The 18,375-nt window shown below is 73.6% G+C and carries 15 protein-coding genes and 2 tRNA genes; 6 read left to right on the forward strand and 11 right to left on the reverse strand.

Features of this window, described 5'->3' with window-relative positions:
* The 10 genes from ABD901_RS21715 to ABD901_RS21760 form a co-directional block, all read right to left on the reverse strand.
* On the reverse strand, positions 1–1,194 hold the full coding sequence (locus ABD901_RS21715) for a vWA domain-containing protein (protein WP_345128945.1): 1,194 nt from the start codon (positions 1,192–1,194) through the stop codon (positions 1–3).
* A 326-nt stretch (positions 1,195–1,520) separates the two neighbouring features.
* Complete coding sequence (locus ABD901_RS21720) at positions 1,521–2,696, reverse strand: AAA family ATPase (RefSeq protein ID WP_345128946.1); 1,176 nt, start codon at positions 2,694–2,696, stop codon at positions 1,521–1,523.
* Positions 2,697–2,740: 44 nt separating this feature from the next.
* Positions 2,741–4,264 (reverse strand): ankyrin repeat domain-containing protein, encoded by a 1,524-nt coding sequence (locus ABD901_RS21725; RefSeq protein WP_345128947.1) that lies wholly within the window; start codon positions 4,262–4,264, stop codon positions 2,741–2,743.
* A complete protein-coding gene (locus tag ABD901_RS21730; protein WP_345128948.1) occupies positions 4,261–5,373 on the reverse strand; it encodes a leucine-rich repeat domain-containing protein in 1,113 nt (370 codons plus the stop codon). Before ABD901_RS21730 ends, ABD901_RS21725 begins: the two co-directional genes overlap by 4 nt.
* Entirely contained in the window at positions 5,367–6,599 is a 1,233-nt protein-coding gene (locus ABD901_RS21735; RefSeq protein WP_345128949.1) for an SDR family NAD(P)-dependent oxidoreductase, read from the reverse strand. Before ABD901_RS21735 ends, ABD901_RS21730 begins: the two co-directional genes overlap by 7 nt.
* 29 nt (positions 6,600–6,628) lie before the next feature.
* Positions 6,629–6,703, reverse strand: a tRNA-Met gene (locus ABD901_RS21740).
* Between the two features lie 46 nt (positions 6,704–6,749).
* Positions 6,750–6,822, reverse strand: a tRNA-Asp gene (locus ABD901_RS21745).
* 57 nt (positions 6,823–6,879) lie between these two features.
* Positions 6,880–7,329 carry a hypothetical protein gene (locus ABD901_RS21750; RefSeq protein WP_345128950.1) on the reverse strand — a complete coding sequence of 150 codons (450 nt, stop codon included), beginning with the start codon at positions 7,327–7,329 and terminating at the stop codon, positions 6,880–6,882.
* Positions 7,330–7,357: 28 nt separating this feature from the next.
* The gene (locus ABD901_RS21755) at positions 7,358–7,948 is read right to left on the reverse strand and encodes an RNA polymerase sigma factor (RefSeq protein ID WP_345128951.1); all 591 of its coding nucleotides are present in this window, start codon (positions 7,946–7,948) and stop codon (positions 7,358–7,360) included.
* Between the two features lie 96 nt (positions 7,949–8,044).
* Entirely contained in the window at positions 8,045–9,208 is a 1,164-nt protein-coding gene (locus ABD901_RS21760; protein ID WP_345128952.1) for a S8 family peptidase, read from the reverse strand.
* Positions 9,209–9,332: 124 nt separating this feature from the next.
* Here ABD901_RS21760 and ABD901_RS21765 point away from each other — a divergent pair, with 124 nt between their 5' ends.
* From ABD901_RS21765 to ABD901_RS21790, 6 genes are all read left to right on the forward strand, one after another.
* Positions 9,333–12,032: an ATP-binding cassette domain-containing protein gene (locus ABD901_RS21765; RefSeq protein WP_345128953.1), complete on the forward strand. Its 2,700-nt coding sequence runs from the start codon at positions 9,333–9,335 to the stop codon at positions 12,030–12,032.
* Positions 12,033–12,591: 559 nt separating this feature from the next.
* Positions 12,592–13,326 carry a dienelactone hydrolase family protein gene (locus ABD901_RS21770; RefSeq protein WP_345128954.1) on the forward strand — a complete coding sequence of 245 codons (735 nt, stop codon included), beginning with the start codon at positions 12,592–12,594 and terminating at the stop codon, positions 13,324–13,326.
* 1 nt (position 13,327) lies between these two features.
* Positions 13,328–13,606, forward strand: coding sequence for a DUF6295 family protein (locus tag ABD901_RS21775; RefSeq protein ID WP_345128955.1), 279 nt, complete (start codon positions 13,328–13,330; stop codon positions 13,604–13,606).
* Positions 13,607–13,888: 282 nt separating this feature from the next.
* The gene (locus ABD901_RS21780) at positions 13,889–15,766 is read left to right on the forward strand and encodes a propionyl-CoA synthetase (RefSeq protein WP_345128956.1); all 1,878 of its coding nucleotides are present in this window, start codon (positions 13,889–13,891) and stop codon (positions 15,764–15,766) included.
* A 63-nt stretch (positions 15,767–15,829) separates the two neighbouring features.
* Positions 15,830–16,405 carry an ATP-dependent Clp protease proteolytic subunit gene (locus ABD901_RS21785; RefSeq protein ID WP_345128957.1) on the forward strand — a complete coding sequence of 192 codons (576 nt, stop codon included), beginning with the start codon at positions 15,830–15,832 and terminating at the stop codon, positions 16,403–16,405.
* 23 nt (positions 16,406–16,428) lie between these two features.
* Entirely contained in the window at positions 16,429–17,658 is a 1,230-nt protein-coding gene (locus ABD901_RS21790; RefSeq protein ID WP_345128958.1) for a serine hydrolase domain-containing protein, read from the forward strand.
* Here the strand turns inward: ABD901_RS21790 and ABD901_RS21795 are convergent.
* The gene (locus ABD901_RS21795) at positions 17,655–18,362 is read right to left on the reverse strand and encodes a DUF4097 family beta strand repeat-containing protein (RefSeq protein WP_345128959.1); all 708 of its coding nucleotides are present in this window, start codon (positions 18,360–18,362) and stop codon (positions 17,655–17,657) included. The two genes, ABD901_RS21790 and ABD901_RS21795, sit on opposite strands and share 4 nt — an antisense overlap.
* Positions 18,363–18,375: the final 13 nt, after the last annotated feature.

Genomic DNA, 18,375 nt, shown 5'->3' on the forward strand with positions numbered 1-18,375 from the left:
TCAGCGGGACGGGGTAGGGCGCGTCGGTGTGTCGGTGATGTGGATGGCCTCGATCCAGGACGGTGGGGCCGGCGGCCGCTCGCCCACCAGCCCGGCGATCAGCCGGCACCCGGTCGGCTCGTCCGGCCACGGGGTTTCGCCGTCGGTGAGCACCACGATGATGTTCGGCGGGTCCGGCACCGCCCGCGCCCGGTTGATGCCGACCCGCATGTCGGTGCCGCCGCCCCCGGCCAGCTGCACCTGGTCGGCCGTCGTCACGCGGGTCACGGCGTGCACGTCGGCGTCGCAGGCCAGCACCGTCACGCGGTTGCCGCGGATGCCGACCGCGCGCAGCACCCCGGTCACCTCGGCCAGCGCGGCGCCCAGGTCGTCCGGGCCCATCGAGCCCGAGGTGTCGATGACGATCGCCACGCGCGGCAGCGGCCGTTGCATGCTTGGCAGCACTACGCGGGGGAGGGCGGCGCTGCGGCGCCCCGGCCGCGCGTACGTGTAGTCGACCGCCCCGCTCGCCCACGCCACCGCCTGCCGCAGCGCGCCGGTCAGCAGCCGGCGCCAGTCGACGACCGGCTCGGCGATCTGGTCCGCCCAGCGCTTCCACCCCGACGGCACGTCGCCCCGCGACCGCGCGTGCGCCCGGATCGCGTCCGCCGTCTGCCGCCGGATCGCATCCGCCTCGACCGGCCGGACCGCCGGCGCCCCGTCGCCGGCGAGCTCGCCCGCCACGAGCCCGCCGTGCGCCCCCGACCCGCACTGCACGTGCACGACGAGCGACGGCGGAATGTCCGGCAGGTACTGCTCGAACAGCCGCCCCGACGGCAACCCGAACGTCGCCGGCTCGACCCGGTCGGCCGGCAGCGCGAGGCCGTCCTCGATCAGGTCGTCGTTGATCTCACAGTCCTGCGCGATGTTGACCCGCCGATGGTCGCCGCGGTCGGCGTGCGTCAGCCGGTCCGCCCGCCCGTGGTGGTCCCGCAGCAGGTGCGCGACCTCGTGGATCCACACGCCGGCCAGCTCGTCGACGGGATGGGCCGCGACGAAGTCCGGGTTGACGTAGAGCCGCCAGTGCCGGTCGACGCCCATCGTTGCGAGGTGCCAGGACGGCACGACGGACAGCGCATAGAGCGCCGACGCCAGATACGGCCGCACCTTCGCCGCCTGATACCTCGCCGCAAGCAGCCGCGTCCGGTCCAGCACACTCCCAGCGGCTGGCAACCGAACCACCGCGTCCGCGTCCGCGCCCGGGTCCGCGCCCGCGCCCGCGCCCGGGCCCGCGTCCGCGCCCGGGTCCGCGTCTGCACGGCCGGCCTCAGGAGGCGCGCCGTCCGCTGGCAGTCCGTCGACCACGGGCGCAGAAGCCGCGTGCGGAGGTGAGCCGGTCGAGGGCTGCGGCGAATCCACGCGCGCCGCAGTGACCGCGTCCGGCCGAGCGGCCGTGCGCACCGCGGCGTCCCCGGGCGGCGAGAGGCCCGCGCCCGCTGAACGGTCCGCGCCCGGCGGCGACGCCGAGTCCGGAGTGGGCATCACAGGGCGCCCGACAGTCGCAGGATGTCGACGAAGGCGTCGATCGTCGGTGGCACCGGCCACGACCGCTCCCGCATGATCGCCAGGTCCGTAGCCGCCCGCGCCGCCACGTCCGGGACGCCCGCGTCGACCGCCTTGGCCAGGACCGTCCACGCGGCCTCCCAGCGCGACCGGCTCGTGTCCGACTGGACGGCCGAGACGATCGCGGTCAGGAAGGCGAGCTGGCGGTCGCCGCGGTCCGGCAGGGCGAACGCGTCCGGGTTGGCCAGGACGCGGTTGGGGTCGGGGAGGTCGAGCTCGTCGAGGTAGTTGATGAGCTCCAGGCCGGCGCCGTCGCCGATCGCGCCGACGAGGGCGGTCGAGAGGGCCTCGCGGGAGGCGTCGCTGGCGAGGGCGAACGTGAGCAGGCGCAGGGCCATCTCCCAGGTGCGCGGGGAGGGCCAGGCGCCGCCGCGGGCCTCGGCGTCGGCGGGGAGGTGGTGTGTCAGGCCGGGGCGGGCGGTGAGGAAGCCGGACAGGGTGCCGCGGGCGCGCGCCAGTGCGGAGCCGGAGCGGCGCGGGTCGATGCGCGGGATGTCCGCCGTGGGCCAGGTGCCGGCAAGGCCGCGGGCCACGATGGCCGGGTCGTGGGTCCAGTGCAGATGGACGAAGCGGTTGGCCAGCGGCGGGCTCAGGTGCCAGCCGTCGGCGGCGCTCGCCGGCGGGTTGGCGGCGGCGACGACGCGGACGCCGGGCGGCAGCTCCAGGCTGCCCACGCGCCGCTCGAGCACGACCCGCAGCAGCGCGGCCTGCACGGCCGGGGGAGCGGAGGACAGCTCGTCGAAGAAGATGAGGCCGACGCCCTGGCGCTTGAGGCGGATCGCCCAGTCCGGCGGGGCCATCGGCACGCCCTGGGTGGCCGGGTCGTCGCCGACGACCGGCAGGCCCGCGAAGTCGGAGGGCTCGTGGATGCTCGCGATGACGGTCTCCATCGGCACCTCGAGGCGGTCGGCCAGCTGTTGCAGCGCCGCCGACTTGCCGATGCCGGGCTCGCCCCACAGCAGCACCGGCAGGTTGGCCGACACGGCCAGCGCGAGGGCCTCCAGCTGCACGTTGTCGCGCCGCTCCACCCGGGTCGCGCGGGTCGCCGCCAGCAGTTCGTCGGCCGCCGCCAGCAAGGTCAATGCCTCCGTCATGCCGCCGAGGGTAGCCGGAGGGTCTGACATTTCCGGAGGCATTCCTAGGACAGCAGGGGTTCGAGGAACGCGAGGTCCTCGATTCGGTGCTGGCGGTACACGTCGGCCAGCCGGTTGCCGAATCCGTCCTCGACGTCCGGGTGCGCGCCGGCGTCGATCAGCGCCCGCACCAGCTCCGGCGAGCCGCCGCCGTGCACGGCGGCGAAGAGCGGGGTGCGCCCGAGCCGGTCCCGGTCGTTCACGTCGATCCCGGCGGCCAGCAGCCGCGTGATCAGCGCGTGCGCGGCGTCGGCCCGTTGCTCCAGCGCGGACAGCAGGTGCAGCAGCGTGCGCCCGTGCGGGTCGCGGGCCCGCGGGTCGATCCCGGCGTCGAGGCGGGCCAGGACGCCGCCGAGGTCGCCGTGCTGGGCCCGCAGCATGAGGTCGCGGCGCTGGGCCGCGAGCCGCCGGGGCAGCCGCGTCGCGCGGTCCTGCCACCCGTGCTCGGCGGCGAAGCAGCCCTGCAACTCGCCGCCGAGGGCCACCAGCGTGTGCTCCCGCCGCCGCTCCTCGTCGGAGTGTGGCATCCGCAGCCGCCCGTCCGCCCAGCCGACCTCGTGCCAGTTGCCGTTGCAGCGCACCCGCACCGGGCCGGACCAGGGATCCTCCGCGGCGGCCGGGGACGCGCCGTTCCAGTACGCCGCGAGGTGCGGCCCGACCAGCGGGTGCAGCTGGTCCGGGGAGAGATAGCCGAAGCGCAGCAGGTGCAGGTCGATCGGCCGGCGGTACTCCGCCACCGACACCCGATCCACCGGCCGCGAGCCGTTCCAGCCGACCGGCTGCACCCATTCGGCGATCGGCCGGTCGGTCTGCAGGTCGTGCAGGCGCAGCTCGCCGTACCCGGACACGTCGAACGACGCCGTCGGCCCGCCCCGCGCCCGCGCGGCGGCCAGCAGGCATGCCGGGTCGACGTCGAGGGCGGTGAAGTCGGACATCAGCTGCCGGGCCCGCCAGTCCCCGTGTGCGCCCGGGTCGGGCGGCGGCACGTCGACGCCGACCGCGGCCCAGGCGTCGACGGCGCGCCCGGCCTCCTGCAGCTCCAGCAGCTCGAGGGCGCGCGGGCCGCACACGTGGGCGGGCAGCTCGCCGGCGCGGCGCGCGTCCCAGAGGTACCGCATGTTGCCCCAGTCCACGACCTGGATCTTGCCGTTCCCGTCGAGATCGTCGGTGACCGTCATCGTGAGGTGCTGTGCGGCGTTGCCGATCCGCGGCAGGTGCACCACCAGCGCCGTGCCGCCCCGCCGGACCAGCGCGAGCAGGTACCGCGGCGCGAGGGTCGTGTCGCCGCGCCCGACCGAACGGGGCGCGTGCCAGCGCACCAGGTCGGGCGCGAGGTGGGCGAGGTCGTCCGCGAACGGGCGCAGCTGCTCGGGGCTCGCCGCCACGCGCACGTCGGCCGCGGCACAGGCGGCCCGCCAGTCGCCGGCCTCCCGGGCGCGCGCGGCGGCCTCGATCATGGCCGGCGGCACGGCGTACCGGCGAATTCGCCGCCATTCGCCCAGCGTGGCGGCCGGAACGAGCGCACTCACCGGTACACGCTCACGATCTCGCTGGCCAGCGGTGGCTCGCCGCCGGGCAGCAGCTCGGTGAGCGCCCGCTTGACCCGGCGGGGCACGTCCGGGCCGAGCGTGAGCCGCCGCAGCGCCGTGCGGCCGGTCTGCACGGCGGCGAGCAGGAGCCGCGCGCCGCGGCCGCGCACGCCGGTGTGGCGCAGGTCGAGGCGGCGCAGCGGGCTGCCGGGCAGCGCCTCGGCCAGCCGCGCCGCGCCCGGGTCGCCGATCGTGTTGTCCGTGGCGCCGAGCACGCGCAGCGAGAGCGGCCGGCTCAGGTCGAGCCCCTCCAGCAGGCCGAGGCGCTGCGCGACCGGTCCGGCGTCGGTCATGGCGTTGCCGCCCAGGCCCAGGGTGGTACCACCGTGGGAAAGATCGGACAGCAGCCGGGCGATGCCCTCGTCGCCGAGCCGGTTGGCCGCCAGGAAGAGGCCGGTCACGCCGCAGTCGGCCAGCAGCCGGCCCAGCAGCGGCGCGGCGGACGGGCCGAGGCCGTTGCCGCCGAGGAAGACCCGCGTGACCGGCTGCGAGCGCTCGGCCAGCGCGGCGACGAGCAGCTCCAGGCCGGCCTCGGTGAGCCCGGTGTTGACCAGGTCGAGCGTGGTGATGGAGGCGTTCGTGCGCAGCATCGCGGCCAGCGACGCGACGCCGGCGTCGCCCAGCGGGTTGCGCTTGAGCCACAGGGCCTTCACCGTCGAGTCGTCGGCGAGGCGCTCGAACAGCGGCTCCGCGCCGCCCGCGTCGATCGCGTTGCACCCCAGATAGAGGGTCTCGACGCCATGGCCGGGGGCCAGCGACGCGGCCAGGGCCGCGGCCCCGGTTGCGCCGAGGGAGTTGGTTCCGAGCAGCAGGTGTACCGCATGAGGCGAGCCGACCACCCGGTCCAGCACCCGGGTCACGCCGTCGGCGCCGAGCCCCTGCTTGCACAGGTCCAACCGCCCGTCGGGCTGCAGCGTGCCCAGCGGGAACCGCTCGGTGCCGGCCACGCCGGCGGGGTCGTCCAACCGCGCCAGGAGCGGCTCGAGGAGCGTCAGATCGGCCGGCGGTACCACGGGAGCCGCCAGCACCGGACACGCGATCTCTACCACTGCACCACCCGGTAGTCCTTGAGGAACACGCCGTGCATCCGATCGCCGTGCACGCCGCGCACGATCGGGTCGTAGACGCGCGCGGCGCCGTCGACGACGTCGAGGGGCACCCGGAAGCCCCGCTCGCGCAGCCCGTCGCGGGCCGGCTGCGGCCGCTCGTCGGTGACCCAGCCGGTGTCGACGCTGGTCACGTGGATGCCCTCGGCCGCGTACTCCTCGCCGATGGTCCGCGTCAGCATGTTCAACCCGGCCTTGGCCATGTTGGTGTGCGGATGGTTGGCGGTCTTGCGCTCGCGGCTGAAGCTGCCCTCCATCGCCGAGACGTTGACCACGTACCGGTCGGCGAACGGCGAGGCGCGCAGCAGCGGCCGCAGCCGCGCGATCAGCAGGAACGGCACGAAGGCGTTGATGACCTGCACCTCCATCCACTCCCGCGGCGTCACGTCGTGCAGCTTGAGCATCCAGCTGTTGACGGGGCGCAGGTCCAGCGGCTCGCCGGTCTCGTCGAGGGCGCCGGCCGGGAAGAACAGCTCGGCCGCCGCGGAGGGGAGCGCGGGGCGGCCCTCGGCGGCGCTGAGCTCGCGGTAGTACGACGGCGGGCGCTGGATCGTCTGCGCGGCGTTGTTGATCAGGATGTCGAGGTGGCCCCAGCGCCCAGCGACCGCGTCGACGAGGCCGACCACGCCGGGCAGGTCGAGGAAGTCCACGCCGTGCACGTGCAGCCGGTCGCGCCAGTCGGCGGCGTCGGGCACGAGCGCGAAGCGGCGGTGCGCGTCGCGCGGGAAGCGGGTGGTGACCACGACCTCGGCGCCGTCGCGCAGCAGCTTCAGCGCCGTCTCGAAGCCGATCTTGATGCGGCCGCCGGTGACCAGCGCCCGCCGTCCGGACAGGTCGCAGCGGGCGGTGCGCCGGGCGCCGTTGCCGGTCGCGCACTCCGCGCACATCTGGGGGTAGTCCTGAGGCACGGCGCGGTACGGCGACTTGCAGACGTAGCAGCGTCTTGCTCGTACCAGATGAGGATCACCGGCGGCGGGCGCAGTCAGGAGCCGGCGGTCGTGCTCGGCGGTCGCCGCGCGCCGCGTGCCCCGGCGCCGTTTCTTTTCCGTCTTGTACGCCATGTCGACCGCGGCCCGCACCGCGCTCGCCTGCTCATCGGCGGGGTCCGCGTCGCCGACGGCGGCGAGCACGCGAAGGCACGCCTCGACGTCGGCGGGGTCCAGCGGCACCGCAGTATGGTAACCACGCCGTCGAAGGGGCGGACCGGCCGGAATCGAACCGGCGTCCTCGCGGATTATGAGTCCGCGCGCGACGACCTCTGCGCTACGGCCCGCCGGTTGCGCAGCCTAGCGCGGGCCGGCTCGCCCGATGGCCGGGGGCGAGGCCGGCCGGAATCGAACCGACGTCCTCCAGCCTGATGAGCCGGCGCGACGACCTCTGCGCTACGACCTCGCCGGCGCGAAGCTTACCGGCCGCACTCGGTGCCGGTAGAGCTGGTGCAGCACGTCCCTACACCTGCACCCATTCAGTGCGCAGCGGCACGAATGCACCTTCGACCAGCGGCTCGCAACGCAGCCGGACGGGCCCGGCCGCGATCCCCTCGACCCGGAAGCGCCCCTCGCTGTCGGCCGCCGTCTCGTGCGACCCGCCCGGCGACTCGATCACGACCTTGGCCGCGACGACCGGCGCGAGCTCGCCGACGACGTCGACGCCGCCGCCCCGCGCGGTCACCTGGACGTCGATCGTCATCGCACCGCCGAGGAACGTCAGCACCCGTGGTGTGCCACCGCGCACGGCGATGAGCCGATCCAGCGAGTCGCGGACCAGCTCGGCGAGGGCCGCGTCCGGGTCGCGCCAGGCGAGACTCGCCCGCGCGGCGGCCAGGACGGCGGGTGGCACCGGATCGTGCCGGCCGGCGATCTCACGCAATGAGCTCAGCACCTCTTCCTCCCCGATCATCGGGTCGGCCCTGCCCAGCAGCAGCGGGTCATATCGAAGCCGCCAATCGTCGGCGCAGCGTGCCCAGGCAGCGCTTGCGAGTCGGTCCGATGCTGCCGATCGGCACGTCGAGCGCGGCCGAGACCTCGGCGTAGCTCGGCGGCGGATCGGCGATGAGCACCCGCAGCAGCTGCTGGCACTGGCCGGACAGCGCGCGGAACTCCTGCCAGAGCACGGCGTCGCGCTCGTCGCGCAGCACGCCGGCGTCGGGCTCGTCCTCGACCGGGTCGAGGCCGATCTGCACCCCGAGGTGGCCGACGAAGTCGCCGGCCGATCCCGCGGGGACGTCGCGTCCGCCCTTGCGCAGCAGCGCGATGGCCTCGCGCCGGGCGGTGGTGGCGAGCCAGGAGCCGAGCTTGTCGGCCTCGCGAACGTCGGCGATGTGCTCGACGAGCCGCAGCCAGGTCGCCTGGCTCACGTCGGCGGCGTCGGACTGGCCGAGCTGGAAGCTGCGCGCCACCGACCAGACGAGGTTGGCGTATCTGTCCACAATGGACTCCCACGCCTGCTGGTCGCCGGCCGCGGCCGCCCGCAGAAGTGCGGCGTTTGCGTGCTCACCGGTACTTTCGGGGTCGGCCATGGCTCCGAAGGGTAGCATCGCGGCGCCGAGGCGCCGGGGCGCGGCGACCAGCGCGCCGCACCCCGTCACCCCCCTCCCCCTGGTGTGATGCATGGCCTACGCCACCCCCGCGTATCGGCCGAAGCGCCGGTCCGACCCGGCGACGACCGCCTCGGCCGCGAGCCGGGCGGACCCGGCCTCCGGCAGCGCGTCGGCGATCGCCGCGGCGACGAACGGGGCGGCGAACGATGTGCCGCTCCAGCGCGCCCAGCCGTCCGGAAAGTCCTCGTGGTGCACGAACGTGCTGACCACGTCGGCGCCCGGGGCGGCCAGCGTGATCCACGTCCCGGTGTTGCTCCACTCACAGATGCGGCGGCCGTCGTGTGCGGCGACCGCGACCACGCGCCGCCGCCACGGCGCGCTCGTCCCGGCATACGCGGCCGGCCAGAAGGGCCGGTCGTGCTGTCCGTCGTTACCGGCCGCCGCCACGACCACCCGGTCACCGCTGCCGAGCAGGCCCGCGAGGGCCGCCGTGAGCAGGACCGGCGGCCGGTCGTCGAGCGTGTATCCCCCCAGCGAGAGGTTGATGATCGGCTCATCGCCCGCCTGCCGGAGCGCAGCGACCAGGTCGCTCTCCCGGCAGACCCCGAACGGGCCGACGACCCGCACCATCCTCGGCTGCACACGCCGCGACCGGCCCAGCATCACCCCGGCGACGAAGTTCGCGTGACCGACATCCCCGTCGCGCACCCCGTCGTCGCCGACGTCGGACTCGAAGTCCTCCGTGACGTAGCGGTCCTTCGGCAGCGGGCTGTTGAGCCACATGCCGGTGTCGAGCACCAGCACGCCCACGCCGCCGGACCCGTCCGCACCGCTCAGCGCGCCGGGCGGCGCCGGGCGTGGCGGCCCGTACGCACCGGCGTGCTCCAACGGCGTCGAGACGAACACGTGGTTGGGTCCGGCGGCCACCCTCGGATCGCCGGCCGCCTCCGCCTGGACCCGCACCCGCCGAGCGGCGCGCGCGACGTCGAGGCCGGACAGCCTGACCCGCCGGAACCCGTCCGGGACATCCCCCTCCTCCACGATGTCCCGGTCGGAGAAGCCCTGCTCCGCGAAGGCCTGCCGCGCGGTGGCGAAGTGCTCGTCGAGCACCAGCAGCTCGTCGGCGACGAACCGCACCGGCGTGCCGTCCGTGCGGTCCTCGCGGCGCATCCACGCCAGGCCGGCCAGTCGCCGGGCACGGCGGGAGCGCCACTCGTCCGAACGGGCGTCCGCGGTCATGGGTCTCCTCCCTCACGTCGTCTCGACACACAAGAGGACCGAGGTCGGGTTCCTGATACATGGACCCCGCTGTTTCTTGGACCCCAGCTGTTTCTTGCCGTACCTGCACGGCATGATGAGCCCCGTGGCGAGCATCGATCAGCAGACGGTGACCCGAGAGCTCACCGTGCTCGAGGTGACCAGCGGCGACAACAAGGCCGTCGTGCGGCCCGACGACACGGTGACCATCGGCCGCGACGCCGCGAACGACCTCGTGGTAGAGGGCAACCTGATCTCCCGGCGGCACGCCGAGGTGATCTGGAACGACGACGGCTGGTTCCTGCGCGACCTCGACAGCCGCAACGGCACGTTCGTCGCGGGGGAGAAGGCGGCGTTCGTCGCCGCGACCGACGGCGGCGAGATCCACCTGGGCGCCGCCGACGGCCCGGCCGTGCACTTCAAGGTGGTCACGATCACCGAGACCGTCCCGGTGCAGCCCGCGCCGCCGCAGCGGGAGGCGACCCAGCACGAGTTCGGCGCCGGGCGCATCCGCATCGGCCGCGGCACCGACAACGACATCGTCCTGACCGACCTGCGCAGCTCGCGCAACCACGCCGAGCTGCGCCGCAAGGCCGCCGGCGGCTTCGAGGTCGTCGACCTGGGCAGCCGCAACGGCACCTTCCACAACGGCAAACAGGTCGCCCGCCAGGACATGGCGGCCGGCGACCTGATCTCGGTCGGCCGGCACGAGTTCATCTTCGACGGCGCCCGCCTGCACGAGTTCGAGGACGCGGGCCCCTCCTCGCTCATCGCCGACGACCTCACCGTCCGTATCAAGGACGCGATCCTGCTCGACGACGTGAGCTTCGCCCTGGCCGAGGGCAGCCTGCTCGCCGTCATCGGCCCTTCCGGCTGCGGCAAGTCCACCCTGGTCAAGGCGGTCGCCGGCCTGCGGCCCGCCACCCAGGGCGCGGTGCGCTACGACGGCCGCGACCTCTACGCCGACTACGCCGAGCTGCGCTACCGCATCGGCATGGTCCCGCAGGACGACGTGCTGCACCGCCAGCTCACCGTGCGCCGCGCCCTGCGCTTCGCCGCGGCCCTGCGCTTCGCCGACGACGTGCCGCGCAAGGAGCGCCGGGCCCGCGTCGCCGAGGTCCTCAAGACGCTCAACCTCACCGAACGGGCCAAGCAGCGCATCGACAGCCTCTCCGGCGGCCAGCGCAAGCGCGTCTCGGTCGCGCTGGAGCTGCTCACCGAGCCGTCCCTGCTCTTCCTCGACGAGCCCACCTCCGGCCTCGACCCGGCGCTGGACAAGGAGGTCATGGAGGAGCTGCGCGAGCTCGCCGACCGGGGCCGCACGGTCGCCGTCGTCACGCACAACGTGATGCACCTGGACCTCACCGACCGCGTGCTCGTGCTCACCGTGGGCGGCCGGATGGGCTACTTCGGCCCGCCCGGCGACCTGCTGGAGTTCTTCGGCGCCGAGGACTACGCGGAGGTGTTCCGCGAGGTCACCAACAACGCCGAGCACTGGGTGCGGCACTATCGCTCGTCCGAGCACTACACGCGCTACGTCACCGACCAGATCGCGGAGGCGCCGCCGCCGAAGCCCGAGGCGGTCGAGCGGGTCACCGCGTCGGTCCCGGCGCCGCGCAGCGCTCCCGCCGCGTCCTCTCCTTCCGCCCCGGCTGCCGCGGCTGCTACTTCTGTTCTGGCTTCATCTGCCGCTGGCCCTCCCGCGTCGGCTTCTTCTGCCGCGGCTGCCCCTTCCGTCCCGGTTTCTCCCTCCACGTCGGGAGAGGCGACGGCGGAGCAGGAGATGCCGGAGCGGCCTGTGCCGGCGACGGTCGACCTGCCCGCGTCGGGATCGGGCGGCGCACCGCAGTCCAGGCCCTCGGCCGCCGGTCAGCGCGGCTCAGCGGCCGGCCCGCGCGGCTCGGCGGCCGGTCAGGGCGGCTCGGCGGTCGGGCGGGCCCGCGTCAGGCTCGGCGGGGCGTCGCTGCGCAGCCGCGCGCTGCACCCGGCGGCGCCGATCCGGCAGTTCCTCACGCTGTGCCTGCGCATGCTCTGGGTGATCGGCGCCGACCGCGGCCTCAGCGTCTTCATGATCGGCCTGCCCCTGGCCTTGGCCCTGCTCACCCGCACGGTGCCCGGCGACAACGGCCTGGCGCCGGGCTCGCTGACGAAGTACAGCCTGGAGGCCCAGCGCCTGCTCGTCGTCCTCGCGGTCGGCGCCGCGTTCCTGGGCACGGCCGCCGCCATCCGCGAGATCGTGAACGAGTCGACGATCTACAAGCGCGAGCGCGCCGTCGGCCTGTCCACCGGCGCCTACCTGGCGTCCAAGGTCTTCGTCTTCTCCGTGATCATCATCGCCCAGACGGCCTTGTTCACCTGGCTGGCCCTCCTGGGCAAGAAACCGCCGAAGGACCCGCTGATCTTCGACAAGCACTGGCTCGTCGAGATCATGATCCCCGTCGCGCTGGTCGCCTTGGCGTCGATGGCGTTCGGCCTGCTGGTCAGCTCCCTGGTCAAGACCACCGAGCAGACCACCCCGGTCCTGGTCGTCGCCGTGATGGCCCAGCTGGTCCTGTCGGGCGGCCTGTTCGAGCTCGGCGGCCAGAAGGTCCTCGAGCAGATCTCGTGGATCTTCCCGACCCGCTGGGGCCTGGCCGCGGGCGCGTCGACGGTCGACCTGCAGTCGATGATCCCGTTCCAGGACTCCCTGTGGGAGCACACGACCGGCGCCTGGTGGCGCTCCGTGCTGATCCTGGTCCTGCAGATCGGCCTGCTGATCGGCCTGGCCCGCCTGGCCCTGCGCCGCTCGGAGCCCGGCCGCCAGTAACCCGCCCCTTCTCACCCCGGACCGGACTGCGCCGCCACTCGCGCTGCAGTCCGGTCCGCGCTGTTACCCGCCCGCGCCGCACTCCGCCCCGTCCCGCCCCGCCCCGTCCCGCCCGTCCCGCTGTGCCGCGCTGCACCTCGGCCCGCCGCGCCTCGCTCTGCCCGTCCCGCCGTGCCGCGCCTCGCCCTGGCCCGCCCCCGCGTCGCCGCGCCCCGGCCCGCCGCGCCCTAGCCCCGGGCCAGCCGTCTCGCCCGCTCCGGCCAGGGCTCGCCGGCCGCGGGCGGCTGGCGCGGTGTGGGTGGCGTCGGCGCGGGTAGCGCTGATCTGTGCGCTGCCGGTCCGGCGGACACCTGTCGAGGCGATGACGGCCGCGCGGGGCTGTGCGTCGGCGTGGTGCGGTCGGTGTCGCGCTGGGTGACGGGTTCCACCGGATTGCGGGTGGCTGGGCGTCCTGCCCGTGTGTCGCCTGGGTGGTTGGCCGCCGCGTGAACCATTTCCGGGGCCCGGGGATATTGTTCGCTTGGCTAAGAAAAATCTGCCGAGGATGTACGGAGTAGACATGTCAGACGCGATCCGGGCCGAGACGGTGTTCATCGGCGAGGAGAAGATCGAGGCGTACCAGGCGCGGCCGCTCGATCCCGGGCCGTTCCCGGGGGTGGTGGTCATTCATCACCTGCCCGGGTACGACGCGGCGACCAAGGAGATGGTGCGCAAGTTCGCCGCGAACGGCTTCTCGGCGATCTGCCCGAACCTGTTCTGGCGCGAGGCGCCCAACGCCTCGCCCGACGACGCCTCGGCGTTCGTGCGCGGGCAGGGCGGCATTGCCGACGAGCAGATCATCCGCGACGTCGCCACCGCGGCCGCGGCGCTGCGGGCGCTCGACAACGCCAACGGCAAGGTCGGCGTGATCGGGCACTGCTCCGGTGGGCGGCAGTCGCTGCTCGTCTCCACCACCGTGGACCTCGACGCGGCGGTGGACTGCTACGGGGCGTTCGCGCTCGAGCCGCCGCCGACCGGCTCGGGGCTCAACGCCGTGCCGATCAAGGACCGGCTGCCCGACGTGCGCTGCCCGGTGCTGGGGTTGTTCGGCGACGACGACAAGTACCCGGCGCCGGAGGAGGTCGCGCGGCTCGCCTCGCTGATGGCCGAGCACGGCAAGAGCTTCGAGCACCACAGCTACGAGGGTGCCGGGCACGGCTTCTTCGCGGTGGACCGCCCGTCGTACCGGCCGCAGTCCGCCGTCGACGGCTGGCAGCGCGTCTTCGCGTTCTTCGGCAAGCACCTGGGGGCCTGACATGTGCACGTACGAAACCGAGACCGTCGACATCGAGGGCGCCGGCAAGGGCGCCGCCGGCTGGTTCGACGTCACGCGGGCGGCGGTCTACGTCGACCACCCACAGCACGCGCAGTTCGGGCACACGGTGAACATCGACTTCGCCAACCCGGCGCAGGGGCCTTCGGCCCGGGTGGCGGTCGAGCTGACGGAGGAGGCGGCGCTGGCGCTGGTCGCCGCGATCCAGCGCGCCCTGTCCAACGCCCCGGCGGGCCTGGCCAGCGCCAACGCCCCGGTCTGAATCGTCTTTATCCGATAAGTCCGGCGCTGCCGCGCCGGACTTATCGGATATTTCGGATTTGTTCGGGTGGCTGCGATCGTCCGCGGACCGTGAACGTGTGCGGGAGGGGCGGCTCTCGACGTACACCCGTCACCGGATGAGCGCAGAGCACCTCTTCGTGGCCGCGAGCACACCCCGCAGATCTTGAGGGGGTGTGGGTGGAGCGAAGCTCCCCCACCGCGAGCGGAGCGAGCTGACAAAACAGTCTTTCGCTGGGCGGGCCTCGCGGAGCAGGATCTGAGGATGGGCGCCTACCGCGACACGTACCGGCAGAGTCTCGAGGATCCCGAATGGTTCTGGCGCGACGCGGCCTCCGGCGTGGACTGGGCGAGGATGCCGATCCGGGTCCTGGACGAGGACCGGCCGCCGTTCTACCGGTGGTTTCCCGACGCCGAGCTCAACACCTGCCACAACGCGCTCGACCGGCACGTCGACGCGGGGCGCGGGGACGCGGTCGCCCTGGTGTACGACAGCCCGGTGACCGGGAGCGTCCGGCGGTACACCTTCCGGGAACTGCGTGACGAGGTCGCCTGCTTCGCGGGGGCGCTGCGCGGGCTCGGGGTCGGGCGGGGCGACCGCGTGGTCATCTACATGGCCATGGTGCCCGAGGCCGTCGTGGCCATGCTCGCCTGCGCGCGGCTCGGTGCGGTGCACTCGGTGGTGTTCGGCGGGTTCGGGCCGAAGGAGCTCGCCGCCCGGATCGACGACGCCCGGCCCAAGGTGATCGTCGCGACGTCGTGCGGGATCGAGCCGAGCCGCGTGGTGGAGTACAAGCCGCTGCTGGACGCGGCGCTGGACGAGGCCGCGCACCGGCCCGACGCGTGCGTCATCCTGCAGCGCGAGCAGGCGCCCGCGCGGCTGCGGGACGGGGACGTCACGTGGGCGGACGTCGTGGCGCGGGCCGAGCCGGTGGGGTGCGTGCCGGTGGCGGCGACCGACCCGCTGTACATCCTCTACACCTCCGGCACGACCGGGCGGCCCAAGGGGATCGTGCGCGACAACGGCGGGCACGCGGTGGCGCTGACCTGGTCGATGGCGAACATCTTCGACTGCGGCTCGGGCGACGTGTTCTGGGCTGCCTCCGACGTCGGGTGGGTCGTCGGGCACTCCTACATCGTGTACGCGCCGCTGCTGGCCGGCTCGACCACCGTGCTGTACGAGGGCAAGCCCGTCGGCACCCCGGACGCCGGCGCGTTCTGGCGGGTGGTCGAGGACCACGGGGTCAACGTGCTCTTCGCGGCGCCCACGGCGATCCGGGCGATCCGCAAGGAGGACCCGGACGGCGCGCGCATCGACCGGGCGCGCACGAAGTCGCTGCGCACGCTGTTCATGGCCGGCGAGCGGCTGGACCCGCAGACGTACGAGTGGGCCGGCGAGAAGCTCGGGGTGCCGGTGGTCGACAACTGGTGGCAGACCGAGACCGGGTGGCCGATCGCGGCGAGCCCGCGCGGGCTGGAGGCGCTGGCGACCAAGCCGGGTTCCCCGTCGGTACCCGTGCCCGGCTTCGACGTGCGCGTCGTGCAGCCGGACGGCCAGGACGCGCCGGCGGGCACCGACGGGTCGATCGTCATCCGGCTGCCGATGCCGCCGGGCTGCCTGCCGACGCTGTGGAACGACGACGAGCGGTTCGTCGCGTCGTACCTCAGCGCCTTCCCGGGCTGCTACCTGACCGGCGACGGCGGGCGGTTCGACGAGGACGGGTACCTCTACGTGATGGGCCGCACCGACGACGTCATCAACGTCGCCGGGCACCGGCTGTCCACCGGCGCTATGGAGGAGGTCCTCGCCGGTCACCCCGCCGTGGCCGAGTGCGCGGTCATCGGCGTCGAGGACGAACTCAAGGGGCAGGTCCCGCGCGGGTTCGTGGTGCTCAAGGCCGGGGTCACCACGGCGCACGACGAGGTCGCCGCGCAGCTGGTGCAGTTGGTGCGCGACCGGATCGGCGCGGTGGCGAGCCTGCGCCGGGTGCAGGTCGTGGCGGCGCTGCCGAAGACGCGCTCGGGCAAGATCCTGCGCCGGACCATGCGGGGCATCGCCGACGGCCGGGAGGAGCCCGTCCCATCGACGATCGAGGACCCGGCGGTGCTGGACCAGCTGCGCCCGGTGCTGCGGGAACGCTGAGAGCGAACACGCTCAGGGCGAACGGGGGGTCACAACACGCGTGCCCGGCCATACGGTCGAGGCATGGCCGACCTTGACATCCCGTTCGACAGCGCCGTGTTCGACCGCCTGCTGAGCAAGCGCATCATCGTGCTCGGCACCGAGGTCAACGACGAGAGCGCCAACCGCATCTGCGGGCAGCTCATCCTGCTCGCGGCCGAGGACTCCGACAAGGACATCAGCTTCTGGATCAACTCGCCCGGCGGGGCCGTGCACGCCGGGCTCGCCATCTACGACACGATGAAGTTCATCCGCAACGACGTGTCGACCGTGGTCATGGGCATGGCCGCGTCGATGGGGCAGTTCCTGCTCAGCGCCGGCACGCCCGGCAAGCGCTACGCCCTGCCGCACTCCCGCGTCATGATGCACCAGCCCTCGGGCGGCATCGGGGGCACGGCGGCGGACATCGCCATCCAGGCCGAGCAGATGATCTTCACGAAGAAGACGATCCAGCACCTCATCGCCGAGCACACCGGACAGACGGACGAGCAGATCGAGGCCGACTCCGACCGCGACCGCTGGTTCACCGCGCCCGAGGCGCTCGAGTACGGGTTCGTCGACAGGGTGGTGGCGGGGGCCGATCAGCTCGCCGTTTCGTAGGAAACGATCTACAGTCCCCGGTTGTGAGCATCGACCGCGAAGTGGCGCCAGAGCAGGCCGGTTTCGACAAGCGGCGGCTGGCCCGCCTGGACGCCCACTTCGCGCGGTACGTCGAGGACGGCCGCCTGGCCGGCTGGCAGCTGGCGATCGCGCGCGACGGCCGCGTGGTGCACAGCAGCGTGCACGGCCACCGCGACGCGGAGGCCGGCCTGCCGGTCGAGCCGGACACGCTCTGGCGGCTGTACTCGATGACCAAGCCGGTCACCTCCGTCGCGGCGATGATGCTGTGGGAGGAGGGCCGCTTCGAGCTCACCGACCCGATCGCCGAATGGCTGCCCGAGTTCCGGGACATGCGGGTGTACGACAAGGGCTCGGCGAACGCGCCCTACACCGTGCCCGCAGCCGAGCCGATCCGGGTGTGGCACCTGCTGACGCACACCTCGGGCCTGACGTACGGCTTCCTGCAAACCTCCGTCGTCGACGCGCTGTACCGCAAGGCGGGCTACGACCTGACCATGAAGCCGGGCGCCGACCTCGCCGAGGCCTGCCGCGACTTCGCCGCGCTGCCGCTGCTGTTCCAGCCGGGCACCGCCTGGGGCTACGGGGTCAGCACCGACGTGCTCGGCCGGCTCGTCGAGGTCGTCGCCGGCGTGCCGCTGCCCGAGTTCGTGCGCACCCGCATCCTCGAGCCGCTCGGCATGCGCGACACCTCCTGGTCGGTGCCGCGGGACGAGCAGCGCCTGGCCGCGCTCTACGTTCCGGGCCCCGGCGGGCGCCGCCTGCGCTACGACCTGCTCGGCGACAACGCGTTCGAGGAGCCCAAGGCGCCCGCGGGCGGCGGCGGGCTGATCTCCACCGCCGCGGACTACCAGCGGTTCATGACGATGCTGCTGAACCGCGGCGCGATCGACGGCGGCGAGCGCCTGCTGGCCCCGCGCACCGTGGGCTTCATGACCCGCAACCACCTGCCCGGCGGCGCCGACCTGGACACCCTGCAGACCGGCGGCTTCGCCGAGACCACGTTCGAGGGCATCGGCTTCGGCCTGGGCTTTGCCGTGGTCCGCGACCCGGTGCCGGCCCGCGTGTTCAGCTCGCCGGGCACGTTCTACTGGGGCGGTGCGGCGAGCACCGCCTTCTGGGTGGACCCGGTCGAGCGCCTCACCGTCGGCTTCTACACGCAGCTGGTGCCGTCGAGCACGTACCCGATCCGGCCCCAGCTGCGCCAGCTGATCTACAGCGCGATGACCGACTAGACGAAGGACAGGTTCCCGCCGCCGGTGTCGACGTGCAGCTTGTGCACCGAGCTCTTGTCGTTCTTCACCGAGCCGCTCTGCTTGCCGCCGCCGAGGTCGGCCTCCAGCGCGTAGCCGTCCGAGGTCAGCCGCAGGTTGACGTTGCCGCCCTCGCTGTCGATGTCGATGCGGTTCGGCGCCTGGGTGATCTTCAGGTCGACCGGGCCGCCGCCGGTGCGGGCGTTGAGCTCCGGCGGGGCGAGGCTCTCGCCGGCCAGCGCGCCGCCGTCGGACTGCACGTCGATGAGGCCGGTCAGCCCGGACAGCGAGACCCGGCCGCCGGAGCTGTCCAGCCGGATGCTGAGCGTCGAGGGCATCTCGATCTCGTACGAGATCGAGCAGTCGTTGCCCGGGCAGCCGCCCGAGCCGAGGATGAGCTCGCCGCCGTCGAGGCTCTGCTTGCGATCCGGCTTCTGGCTCTTGTACCGCAGGGTCTCCGTCACCTTGATCGTCGCGCCGCCGCCGGCCTTGATCGTGATCCCGCCGCCCTCGCTGTCGACCTCCACGACGCTGACGTCGTCCTTGATCTCGAACGAGTTGGTGGCGGTCTGCTCCGACGCGTCCCGCCCGGACGCGGCCGGCCCGGGCTTAGGGCTACCGCATGCGCCGAGAGCGAGCAGGGCGACGGCGGCGGGGGTGAGCACCCGCAGAGGCAGTGACTTCACGGGGCACAGCTTT

The organism is Dactylosporangium darangshiense, assembly GCF_039537565.1.
GTDB lineage: Bacteria > Actinomycetota > Actinomycetes > Mycobacteriales > Micromonosporaceae > Dactylosporangium > Dactylosporangium darangshiense.